Origin of the sequence: Mycobacterium sp., from assembly GCF_044370595.1 — a bacterium.
Lineage (GTDB): Bacteria > Actinomycetota > Actinomycetes > Mycobacteriales > Mycobacteriaceae > Mycobacterium.
The window spans coordinates 1-11,653 of the sequence record NZ_JBILVF010000106.1; the positions used below are offsets into that span (position 1 = coordinate 1).

General features: G+C 67.3%; 10 protein-coding genes. 9 read left to right on the forward strand and 1 reads right to left on the reverse strand.

Annotated features, from left to right (window positions below; all coding sequences use genetic code 11):
* From argB to argH, 6 genes are all read left to right on the forward strand, one after another.
* Positions 1–626 (forward strand): acetylglutamate kinase (argB, locus tag ADBZ5N_RS13300; RefSeq protein WP_526258045.1); only part of this gene is annotated, 626 nt, incomplete at its 5' end.
* On the forward strand, positions 623–1,807 hold the full coding sequence (locus ADBZ5N_RS13305) for an acetylornithine transaminase (protein ID WP_526258047.1): 1,185 nt from the start codon (positions 623–625) through the stop codon (positions 1,805–1,807). The genes argB and ADBZ5N_RS13305, both read left to right, overlap by 4 nt.
* Before the next feature lie 2 nt (positions 1,808–1,809).
* The gene (gene argF, locus ADBZ5N_RS13310) at positions 1,810–2,769 is read left to right on the forward strand and encodes an ornithine carbamoyltransferase (RefSeq protein WP_526258061.1); all 960 of its coding nucleotides are present in this window, start codon (positions 1,810–1,812) and stop codon (positions 2,767–2,769) included.
* A complete protein-coding gene (locus ADBZ5N_RS13315) occupies positions 2,766–3,263 on the forward strand; it encodes an arginine repressor (protein WP_526258049.1) in 498 nt (165 codons plus the stop codon). The genes argF and ADBZ5N_RS13315 overlap by 4 nt, the downstream gene beginning before the upstream one ends.
* Positions 3,264–3,287: 24 nt before the next feature.
* Complete coding sequence (locus ADBZ5N_RS13320) at positions 3,288–4,487, forward strand: argininosuccinate synthase (protein WP_526258051.1); 1,200 nt, start codon at positions 3,288–3,290, stop codon at positions 4,485–4,487.
* A 79-nt stretch (positions 4,488–4,566) separates the two neighbouring features.
* Positions 4,567–5,979: an argininosuccinate lyase gene (gene argH, locus ADBZ5N_RS13325; RefSeq protein WP_526258053.1), complete on the forward strand. Its 1,413-nt coding sequence runs from the start codon at positions 4,567–4,569 to the stop codon at positions 5,977–5,979.
* A gap of 13 nt (positions 5,980–5,992) precedes the next feature.
* Here argH and ADBZ5N_RS13330 read toward each other — a convergent pair whose 3' ends face one another.
* Positions 5,993–7,825 carry an ABC-F family ATP-binding cassette domain-containing protein gene (locus ADBZ5N_RS13330; RefSeq protein ID WP_526258055.1) on the reverse strand — a complete coding sequence of 611 codons (1,833 nt, stop codon included), beginning with the start codon at positions 7,823–7,825 and terminating at the stop codon, positions 5,993–5,995.
* A gap of 123 nt (positions 7,826–7,948) precedes the next feature.
* Here ADBZ5N_RS13330 and ADBZ5N_RS13335 point away from each other — a divergent pair, with 123 nt between their 5' ends.
* The 3 genes from ADBZ5N_RS13335 to ADBZ5N_RS13345 all read left to right on the forward strand — a co-directional run.
* Entirely contained in the window at positions 7,949–10,918 is a 2,970-nt protein-coding gene (locus tag ADBZ5N_RS13335; RefSeq protein ID WP_526258057.1) for an alpha/beta fold hydrolase, read from the forward strand.
* Between the two features lie 54 nt (positions 10,919–10,972).
* Complete coding sequence (locus ADBZ5N_RS13340) at positions 10,973–11,563, forward strand: hypothetical protein (protein WP_526258059.1); 591 nt, start codon at positions 10,973–10,975, stop codon at positions 11,561–11,563.
* 16 nt (positions 11,564–11,579) lie between these two features.
* Positions 11,580–11,653 (forward strand): Trm112 family protein (locus tag ADBZ5N_RS13345; RefSeq protein ID WP_526258064.1); only part of this gene is annotated, 74 nt, incomplete at its 3' end.

Below are 11,653 nucleotides of genomic sequence, written 5' to 3' on the forward strand. Positions count from 1 at the left end.
CCCGCATGGTTCTCTTTGGTCAAGTCGGCCGGGACCTGGTGAACCTCATCAACGCGCACGGGCCCTATGCGGTAGGTCTCACCGGCGAGGATGCCCGGATGTTCACCGCGGTCCGCCGCACCGTCACCGTCGACGGCGTGGCATGCGACATCGGTCTGGTCGGCGACATCGAGCACGTCGACACCGCGCTGCTGATGGATCTTCTTACCGCCGGCCGTATTCCGGTCGTGTCGACCATCGGGCCGGACGCCAACGGCGTCGTACTTAACATCAACGCCGACACCGCGGCCGCCGCGGTCGCCGAGGCGGTCGGCGCCGAGACACTGCTGATGCTCACCGACGTGGAAGGCCTCTACACACGCTGGCCGGACCGCGACTCGCTGGTCAGCCAGATCGACACCGCGACGCTGGCTGATCTGCTGCCGACGCTGGAAGAGGGCATGGTGCCCAAGATTGAGGCGTGTCTGCGGGCGGTGGAGGCCGGGGTGCCCAGCGCCCATGTGATCGACGGCCGGGTCGAGCACTGCGTGCTGGCGTCGTTGTTCACCGACGAGGGCACCGGAACCAAGGTGGTGCCTTCCCCGGTGGAGGCGTATCGGGAATCGGACACCGGGGGTGCGTCATGACCAGACCCGATCTGCTCGAACGCTGGCAGTCGGTGATGATGGACAACTACGGCACCCCGCCGCTGGCACTGGCCAGCGGGGACGGCGCGGTGGTCACCGATGTCGAGGGCAAGAGCTACCTGGACCTACTCGGCGGCATCGCAGTCAATATCCTGGGACACCGTCACCCGGCGATCATCGAGGCGGTCACCGCGCAACTGGGCACCCTCGGGCACGTCTCCAACCTGTACGCCACCGAACCGGGCGTGGCACTGGCGGAGGCACTCGTCGGCCACCTCGGCGCCGATGTGCCCGCCCGCGTGTTCTTCTGCAACTCCGGCACCGAGGCCAACGAAGTCGCATTCAAGCTCACCCGGCTGACCGGGCGAACCAAAGTCGTTGCAGCACAGGGGGCATTCCACGGCCGAACCATGGGTTCGCTGGCGCTCACCGGCCAGCCCAGCAAGCAGGCGCCATTCCAGCCGCTGCCCGGATACGTGACGCACATACCCTACGGAGACTTCGACGCCCTGGCAGCCGCCGTCGCCGACGACACCGCCGCGGTCTTCCTGGAACCGATCATGGGGGAGGGCGGGGTTGTGGTCCCACCGGACGGCTACCTGGCCGCGGCCCGGGAGATCACCAGTCGGCACGGAGCGCTGCTGTCGATCGACGAGGTGCAGACCGGGGTGGGCCGCACCGGCGACTTCTTCGCCCACCGCCACGACGGCATCACCCCCGACATCGTCACGCTGGCCAAAGGGCTCGGCGGCGGCCTGCCCATCGGTGCCTGCCTGGCCGTCGGCCCGGCCGCCGATCTGATGACACCCGGTATGCACGGCAGCACCTTCGGCGGCAACCCGGTGTGTGCGGCCGCGGCGTGCGCAGTCCTGCAGGTGCTCGCCGAGGAGGACCTGGTCACCAGCGCCGGCACGTTGGGCAAGGCACTGCAGCACGGCATCGAGGCGCTCGATCACCCACTGGTGGACTACGTCCGGGGCCGCGGTCTGCTGCGCGGCATCGTGCTGACCGCCCCGCACGGCAAGGCCGTGGAGACCGCCGCCCGCCAGGCCGGATTCCTTCTCAACGCAGCCGCACCGGATGTGATCCGGCTGGCTCCGCCGCTGATCATCACGGCAGAGCAGATCGACGGCTTCCTGGCGGCTTTGCCGGGCATCCTGGACCAAGGAGCGGCAGCGTGAGCATCCGGCACTTCCTGCGCGATGACGACCTGACCCCCGCCGAACAGGCGGAGGTGCTGGCGTTGGCTGCACAGCTCAAGCGGGAACCGTTCAGCCGCCAGCCGCTCACCGGACCGCGCGGGGTCGCGGTGATCTTCGACAAAAACTCCACCCGCACCCGGTTCTCCTTCGAGATGGGCATCGCTCAGTTGGGCGGGCACGCTGTGGTCGTCGACGGACGAGCCACCCAGCTCGGCCGCGACGAGACGCTGGCTGACACCGGACGTGTGCTGTCCCGCTACGTCGAGGCCATCGTCTGGCGTACCTTCGGTCAGGACCGCCTCGACGAGATGGCTGCCGCTGCAACAGTTCCGGTGGTCAACGCCTTGTCCGACGAATTCCACCCGTGCCAGATCCTGGCGGATCTGCAAACCATCGCCGAACGCAAGGGCGCAGTGGCCGGGTTGCGGCTGTCCTACTTCGGAGACGGGGCCAACAATATGGCCCACTCGCTGATGGTGGGTGGCGTCACCGCAGGTCTGGACGTCACGATCGCGGCGCCGCCCGGCTTCGAACCGGCCCCCGCGATCGTCGCCGCCGCGAATGCCCGCGCCGCCGAAACCGGGTCAACGCTCACTCTCACGGCCGATCCGCACGCCGCCGCTGACGGCGCCGATGTCCTGGTCACCGACACTTGGACCTCGATGGGACAGGAGAACGACGGACTGGACCGGGTGGGGCCGTTTCGGCCGTTCCAGCTCAATGCCGACCTGCTGTCGCGATCGGACGCGGACTCCGTTGTACTGCATTGCCTTCCAGCTCACCGTGGCGAAGAGATCACCGATGCGGTCATCGACGGTCCACGCAGTGCGGTCTGGGATGAGGCAGAGAACCGGTTGCATGCGCAGAAGGCCCTTCTGGTGTGGCTGCTGGAGCCCGGGTCGAAGATGAGCAGCTTGCACGAAGACCGAGGGTCGCAGTGAAGTCGGCCAAGTCCGCTGAAGTGGTCACCACCCGGGCCGGACGGCAAGCCCGCATCGTCGCCGTCCTGTCATCGCGCCAGGTGCACAGCCAAGCCGAGTTGGCCGCGCTGCTGGCTGACGAAGGCATCGAGGTCACTCAGGCCACCTTGTCGCGTGACCTCGAGGAACTCGGGGCGGTCAAGTTGCGTGGCGTCGACGGGGGAGTCGGGGTGTACATCGTTCCCGAGGACGGCAGTCCGGTCCGTGGCGTGGCCGGCGGTACCGAGCGGCTGTCCCGGCTGTTGGGTGAATTGCTGGTCTCCACCGACGCCAGCGCCAACCTGGCGGTGCTGCGTACCCCGCCTGGGGCTGCCCACTACCTGGCCAGCGCCATCGATCGGGCAGCGCTGCCCGAGGTTGTCGGCACCGTCGCCGGCGATGACACCATCATGGTCATCGCCCGCGAGCCGATGACCGGTGCGCAACTGGCCGCCATGTTCGAAAACATCCGTTAGCAGTTGCAAGTTAAGGAGCACGTCATGTCCGAGCGCGTCATCCTGGCCTATTCCGGCGGTCTGGACACCTCGGTGGCTATCAGCTGGATCGGCAAGGAGACCGGCCGCGAGGTCGTGGCCGTGGCCATCGACCTCGGTCAGGGTGGCGAGGACATGGAGGTGGTTCGTCAGCGTGCGGTGGACTGCGGTGCCGTGGAGGCGGTCGTGGTCGACGCCCGTGACGAGTTCGCCGAGGAGTATTGCCTGCCGGCGATCCAATCCAACGCGCTCTACATGGACCGCTACCCGTTGGTCTCCGCACTGAGCCGGCCGCTGATCGTCAAGCATCTCGTCGCGGCGGCCCGGGAGTTCGGCGGCGGTATCGTTGCCCACGGCTGCACCGGCAAGGGTAACGACCAAGTGCGTTTCGAAGTCGGATTCGCATCCCTAGCACCGGATTTGGAAGTACTCGCTCCGGTGCGGGACTACGCGTGGACTCGGGAAAAAGCTATCGCCTTCGCTGAGGACAATGCCATCCCGATCAACGTCACCAAGCGTTCGCCGTTCTCCATCGACCAGAACGTCTGGGGTCGCGCGGTGGAGACCGGCTTCCTCGAGCATCTGTGGAACGCCCCGACCAAGGACGTCTACGACTACACCGAGGACCCGACGCTGAACTGGAACACCCCCGACGAGGTGATCATCGGTTTCGAACGCGGTGTTCCGGTGTCGATCGACGGCAGCCGGGTGAGTGTCCTGGAAGCGATCGTCGAGATGAACCGGCGCGCAGGCGCTCAGGGCGTGGGCCGGCTGGATGTGGTCGAGGACCGGTTGGTCGGCATCAAAAGTCGCGAGATCTACGAAGCACCCGGGGCCATGGTCTTGATCGCCGCACACACCGAACTCGAACACGTCACCCTGGAACGGGAACTGGGCCGGTTCAAGCGGCTTACCGACCAGCGTTGGGGCGAGCTGGTTTATGACGGTCTGTGGTTCTCGCCGCTGAAGACTGCGCTGGAATCCTTCGTCGCCAAGACCCAGGAACGGGTCACCGGCGAGATCCGGTTGGTGTTGCACGGCGGGCATGTCGCGGTGAACGGACGCCGGAGTCCCGAATCCCTGTACGACTTCAACCTAGCCACCTACGACGAGGGTGACTCCTTCGATCAGTCGGCAGCGAAGGGGTTCGTGCACGTCCATGGCCTGTCCTCGAAGATCGCCGCCCGCCGGGACCTGGGCCTGTGACGCCCAAAGGGCCATTCCGGCGGGAAAGTGCGGGTAAACCGAGCCAAAACGTCGATCTCGACGTGCCGGAAAGGGTGACGTGAGCACCAACGAGGGCGCGCTGTGGGGCGGCCGGTTCGAGGACGGCCCGGCCCCGGCGCTGGCCGCGCTGAGCAAGTCCACCCATTTCGACTGGGTGCTCGCGCCCTACGACATCGCCGCCTCCAAGGCGCACGCCCGGGTGCTGCACCGGGCCGGCCTGCTCAGCAATGAGCAGCGCGACGATCTGCTGGCCGGTCTGGACAGCCTCGGCGCCGATGTGGCCGACGGCAGTTTCGCCCCTGTGGCGGCCGACGAGGACGTGCACGGGGCACTCGAGCGCGGTCTCATCGATCGGGTGGGAGCCGACCTCGGTGGTCGGCTGCGGGCCGGCCGCTCCCGCAATGACCAGGTCGCCACGTTGTTCCGGATGTGGCTGCGCGACGGGATGCGTCGAGTTGCCGGTGGCGTCCTCGAGGTGGTGGGCGCACTGGCCGACCGGGCCGCCGCACACCCGGCGGCGATCATGCCGGGCAAAACCCACCTACAGGCGGCGCAACCGGTGCTGTTGGCGCATCACCTGCTGGCCCATGCGCACCCGCTCCTGCGCGACATAGCCCGCATCGCCGACTTCGACGCCCGAACCGCGGTGTCGCCGTACGGATCGGGTGCGCTGGCCGGTTCGTCGCTGGGCCTGGACCCGGACGCCATCGCCGAGGAGTTGGGTTTCGCTGCGGCGGCGGACAACTCGATCGACGCCACCTCAGCGCGTGACTTCGCTGCGGAGGCCAGTTTTGTCCTGGCCATGATCGGCGTCGACCTATCCCGGCTTGCCGAGGACATCATCCTCTGGAGCACAACGGAATTCGGCTATGTCACTCTCGATGACGCCTGGTCGACCGGCAGCTCGATCATGCCGCAGAAGAAAAACCCCGACATCGCTGAACTCGCGCGTGGAAAGGCGGGCAGGCTGATCGGCAACCTGACCGGCTTGCTGGCCACCCTCAAAGCGCAGCCGTTGGCCTACAACCGAGACCTGCAAGAAGACAAGGAACCGGTATTGGACTCCGTGGCCCAGCTGGAACTCCTACTGCCGGCCATGGCTGGGTTGGTGGCCACGCTGCGCTTCGACCTCGATCGGATGGCGGCGCTGGCTCCAGCGGGTTATACCCTGGCCACCGACATCGCGGAATGGCTGGTGCGCCAGGGAGTGCCGTTCCGAACTGCACATGAGGCGGCCGGGGCGGCGGTGCGGCTGGCCGAGGACCGCGGTGTGGGGCTGGACGAACTCACCGACGAGGAACTGGCCGCAATCAGTCCGCAGCTCTCTCCCGAGGTTCGGGAGGTGTTGACCGTCACCGGGTCGGTGGCGGCGCGCAATGCCCGCGGCGGCACTGCGCCCGAACAGGTGGCAGCGCAGCTGACAAAGATCCGCGAGTCGGCCGCGTCCTGGCGGCATACGCTGCTGCTCTGAGACAGCGGGAACACTAGCCCGACTCCACCATCTCGGAAAGCTCGATCCAGCGGCTCTCCTTATCGGCCAGTTCGCTTTCAAGCGCGCGCAGTTCGGCGGTGAGCCGACCGATTCCCACATGGTCGGACTGATCGTGGTCGGCGATTTCGACGTGTTTGACGTTGATCCGGCCCGTCAACTTCTCCAGAGCGCGGTCCAGCGCGGTGATCTCTTTCTGGATGTTGCGTAGCTCGGCACCCGATAGCGTTTCGGCCGGCGCGGACGCGGGGGCAGGGCGGCTGGCATGAGCCGGGCCCGCCGGCCCCCGAAATTGGAGGCCTAATTGTGCCTTGATCCGCAGGTACTCGTCGACACCGCCTGGCAGATGCCGGAGCCGGCCGTCGAAGATCGCGTACTGCTGATCGGTCACCCGTTCCAGCAGATACCGGTCGTGGGATACCACGATCAGTGTCCCGGGCCAGGAGTCCAGCAGATCCTCGGTGGCCGAAAGCATTTCGATGTCAACGTCATTGGTCGGTTCGTCGAGGATCAGCACGTTCGGTTCGTCCATAATGGTCAGGATCAACTGCAAGCGCCGCCGCTGGCCGCCGGAGAGGTCACCGACCCGCGCGGACAGTTGGTCGCGGTGAAAGCCCAAGCGTTCCAACAGCTGTGCGGGGGTGAGGTCTTTGCCGTCGACCCGATAGTTGGTTTTGAGTCGCCCGATGACCTCCCGCACCAGATCGTTGGCGAGTTCGGCGAGTCGGCCGGCCTGTTGGTCCAACATCGCCAGTCGGACGGTCTTGCCGCGTTTGACCCGGCCGCTGTCGGGTTCGACGGTCCCGGCGATCAGCCCCAGCAGGGTGGACTTTCCTGCCCCGTTCGCGCCCAGGATGCCGGTCCGTTCGCCGGGGGCGAGGCGCCACTCCACGTCGCGCAGCACCGGTTTATCTGCCCGGGATTCCCCGAAGGTCACTGCCACATCCAGCAGATCGACGACGTCCTTGCCCAACCGTGCGGTGGCCAGCTTCGCCAGTTCGACGGGGTTACGCAGTGGTGGCACGTCGGCGATGAGCTGATTGGCCGCATCGATGCGGAATTTCGGTTTTGACGTGCGGGCCGGCGCGCCGCGGCGCAGCCAGGCCAATTCCTTGCGCATGAGGTTCTGCCGCTTGGTCTCGGCGGCGGCCGCAATCCGGTCTCGCTCCACCCGCTGCAGCACATACGCGGCGTAACCGCCGTCGAACGGCTCCACGATGCTCCCTCGACCGGTGGAGTGCACCTCCCACGTCGTGGTGGCGACCTCATCGAGGAACCATCGGTCGTGGGTGACGACAAGCAGCCCCCCGGTGTTGCGCGGCCAGCGCACCTTGAGGTGAGCCGCCAGCCAGGTGATGCCCTCCACGTCGAGATGGTTGGTGGGCTCGTCGAGGGCGATCACGTCCCAGTCGCCGATCAGCAGCGCCGCCAACTGAATTCGGCGACGTTGACCGCCGGACAGTGTTCCCACTGCGGCGTGCCAGTCGAGGTCGGACACCAGGCCCGCCACCACGTCACGCACCCGGGCATCACCGGCCCACTCGTGCTCGGGCCGTTCACCCACCAGAGCCGCACCGACCGAGCCCGCCGGGTCGAGGGTGTCGCCCTGTTCCAGGGCGGCGACCCGCAGCCCGCCGCGGCGGGTGACCCGTCCGGAATCGGGTTCAATCTGGCCGGTGAGCATGCCCAGCAGGCTGGACTTGCCATCGCCGTTTCGGCCCACGATCCCGATTCGGTCGCCGTCGTTGACCCCGACCGTGACAGCCTCGAACACCACCTGCGTCGGGTACTTCAGACCCAAGCCCTCGCCGCCCAGCAGGTGTGCCACCGGCACGACCTTACTAATCGCTAAACGACCAGGCTGCGGGGCGGCAGCGGGTATCCGCCGTGTGCCATGATTGACGGTTGTCGGGGAGGACAATTCGGCGACGATGTTGCGCAGGGAGCAAACGTGGATCTGAGTCTGTCGGCACTCACCAAACCTCTTGAGCGCCTGGTGGCCACCGCCCAGAACGGCTACGAGGTCGCGCGCTTCGGTGGATTGGAAACCGGCGCGGTGCCCTCGCCCTTCCAGATCGTCGAGAGCACCCACATGTACAAGCTCCGGCGGTATTTCCCGCCGGACACCCGGCCCGGGAAGGCCAAGGCCGGCCCGCCGGTGCTGATGGTGCACCCGATGATGATGTCGGCCAACATGTGGGACGTCACCAGGGAGGACGGCGCGGTCGGCATCCTGCACGCCGCCGGGGTGGACACCTGGGTGATCGACTACGGCTCGCCGGACGAGATCGAGGGCGGCATGGAGCGCACCCTCACCGACCACATCGTCGCGCTGAGCCAGGCCATCGACACCGTCCGCGACGCCACCGGGCAGAACGTTCACCTGGCCGGTTACTCCCAGGGCGGAATGTTCTGCTACCAGACCGCGGCCTACCGGCGCTCCAAGGACGTCGCCAGCATCGTGGCGTTCGGCTCACCGGTGGACACCCTGGCCGGCCTGCCCGGCGGGTTGCCGAGCGACCTCGCCGTCGGCGTCGCGGACTTCCTCGCCGACCACGTGTTCAGCCGGATCGACGTACCAGGCTGGCTGGCCCGGGCGGGGTTCCAGATGCTCGACCCGGTGAAGACCGCCAAATCCCGGGTCGAGTTCCTGCTGCAACTGCACGATCGGGAATCCCTGCTGCCCCGCGAGCAGCAGCGCCGCTTCCTGGACCGCGAAGGCTGGATCGCCTGGTCCGGTCCGGCGGTCGCCGAACTGCTCAAGCAGTTCGTCACCCACAACCGCATGATGACCGGCGGGTTCGCCGTTCAGGGACAGCTGGTGACGCTGTCTGACATCACCTGCCCGGTGCTGGCGTTCGTGGGGGAGGTCGACGACATCGGCCAGCCTCCGGCAGTGCGGGGCATCAAACGCGCGGCACCCAATGCCGACGTGTACGAGGTGATGATCCGGGCCGGACACTTCGGTCTGGTGGTCGGTTCCAAAGCCTCCACCAACACCTGGCCGACGGTGGCCGACTGGGTGCTGTGGGTCGCCGGCCGCGAACCACGCCCGGCGAATATCGAACTCATGCAGGATGTTCGGGCCCAGACCCCCGACTCCTCAGGCGTTCCACTGAGCTCGCGGCTGATGCTCGGCATGGCCGAGGCCTCCGAATTGGCGCTGTCGGTGGCCAAAGGCGCCGCTGACGCGGTGGTGGCGGCCAACAACTCGGTGCGCATCATGGCCGTCGAAACCGCGCGCACCCTGCCGCGCCTGGTCCGTCTCGGTCAGATCAATGATCACACCAGGATTTCGCTGGGCCGCATCATCGACGAACAGGCCGAGGCGGCCCCCAACGGTGAGTTCCTGCTCTTCGACGGCAGGGTTCACACCTACGAAGCGGTCAATCGGCGTATCGACAACGTGGTTCGCGGCCTGATCGAGGTCGGAGTGCGTCAGGGCAGCCGGGTCGGCGTCCTGATGGACACCCGACCCAGCGCGCTGGTCGCCATGGCCGCGCTGTCGCGGCTGGGCGCAGTCGCCGTCCTGATGCCGCCGGACGCCGATCTCGAGCAGGCAGCCCGGCTCGGCGGGATCACCGACGTCATCGCCGATCCGGCGAACCTGGCCGCCGCTGCCCGCTTGCCGGTCCAGGTCCTCGTATTGGGCGGCGGGGAAAGCCGCAGCCTGGACCTCCCCGAGGACAGCGAAGTCATCGACATGGAGAAGATCGACCCGGATGCTGTCGAACTCCCCGGATGGTATCGGCCGAACCCCTCCTACGCCCGCGACGTCGCCTTCGTGGTGTTCAACGCCGTTGGCGGTGGCGAACTGGTACCCAAGCAGATCACCAACTACCGCTGGTCGCTGTCGGCGTTCGGCACCGCATCGGCCGCCGCGCTGAGCCGCAACGACACCGTGTACTGCCTGACCCCGCTGCATCACCAGGCCGGCCTGCTGGTCAGCCTGGGCGGATCGGTGGTGGCCGGATCACGGATCGCGCTGTCCCGCGGGCTGAACCCGGAGCGGTTCCTCGACGAAGTCAGGCAATACGGCGTCACGGTGGTCACCTACACCTGGTCGATGCTGCGGGAGGTCATCGACGACCCGAACTTCACCATGGCCGGGAACAACCCGATCCGCCTGTTCATCGGATCGGGTATGCCCACCGGGCTGTGGGCGCGGATCCTGGAGGTCTTCGCCCCCGCCAAGATCGTCGAATTCTTCGCCACCTCTGACGGCCAGGCCGTACTCGCCAATGTCGCCGGGGTCAAAGTCGGCAGCGAAGGCCGCCCGCTCCCGGGCGGTGGGGAAGTCGAACTCGGGGCCTACGACCCCGACGCGGACCTGATTCTCGAAGACGACCGCGGTTTCGTCCTGGTGGCCGGGCGAGACGAGATCGGGGTCCTGCTGGCCAAGCCGTGGGGTCCTATCGACCCGACGGCGTCGATCAAGCGCGGTGTGTTCGCGGCCGGTGACATCTGGATTTCCACCGAATACGTGTTCTACCGCGATGACGACGGTGACTTCTGGCTGCTGGGCAATCGCTCCGGTCTGCTGCGTACGCCGCGCGGTGTGGTGTTTCCGTCACCCATCACCGACGCAGTCGGATCCATCCCCGCGGTCGACCTCGCAGTGACCTATGGGGTGCAAACTCCGGCCGGGACGCGGGCGGTCACCGCGCTGACGGTGCGCCCGGGGATGAGCGTGACAGGCGCCGATATCGCCGATGCGGTGTCGGGCATGCCCGCCGGATTGCCGCCCGACGTCGTCCACGTGGTGCCGTCGCTGGCCGTCAGCGCGTCGTACCGTCCGGTGGTATCGGCGCTTCGGGCCGCGGGAATCCCCAAAGCGGGCCGTAACAGCTGGTATCTCGACGCCGATACAGGTCAGTACAAGCGGCTGACGGCTGCGGTCAGGGCGGCGCTGGTCCAGTAAGGCCACTGATCCACGGTAAGCTGACCGGGTCTGACGCAGGGTGGAGGAGAACCGATGACGGCGAAAGTCCCCGGTTGGCGTCGCAGTGCGTGTCGCAGTGCGTTCAGCGGCATCGCCGTTGCCGCAGTTGCCACCGGTGCGGTCCTCGGGGTGTCCGGACCTGCGCTCGCCGATCCCTCATTGGTGCCCACGCCCACCCCGACGCCGACGGTCGCTGCCGAAGGTGGTGCAGCCGCAGGTGCGGCAGCCGCTGCCGCCGCGGCAGCGGCCACCCCGGCCACCGGCGATGTCCTTGACCAGCTCGCCGATGAATACGCGGTGGGCGCGGGCGGCGGTCAGCTGTCGAACCTGCTCAAGCTTTCGCTGAAGCTGCGCTCCATGGGCTTCAAACCCTCCAAGCAGTACCTCGACGAGCTCAAGGCGGCGATGGAGTACCGGCCCAATCAGCTGCCTCTGATCGACGCGCTCAAAGACACCATCGCCTACCAGCAGAAGCTGAAGGCCCAGATGGAGATCCTGAGCAATGCGCAGTCCCGGCAGGGCGCGGCCATGGGCGCCGGAGCCGCCCCCGGCCCGGGCAGCCCGGCCAGTGTGGTGGCCACGCCGCCGCCGGCCACCGCGCCGCCGATGCCGCCCATGCCGTAGGCCACACCTCAGCCACATGGATCCGAAGCTGCTCAACATCCTGGTGTGCCCTGCCGATCGTGGACCGTTGCTGCACGTTGATGACCTCCT

Coding starts and splice junctions, on each gene's coding strand:
- ADBZ5N_RS13305 (WP_526258047.1), top strand. CDS start 623: ATGACCAGACCCGATCTGCTCGAACGCTGGCAGTCGGTGATGATGGAC.
- ADBZ5N_RS13320 (WP_526258051.1), top strand. CDS start 3,288: ATGTCCGAGCGCGTCATCCTGGCCTATTCCGGCGGTCTGGACACCTCG.
- ADBZ5N_RS13340 (WP_526258059.1), top strand. CDS start 10,973: ATGACGGCGAAAGTCCCCGGTTGGCGTCGCAGTGCGTGTCGCAGTGCG.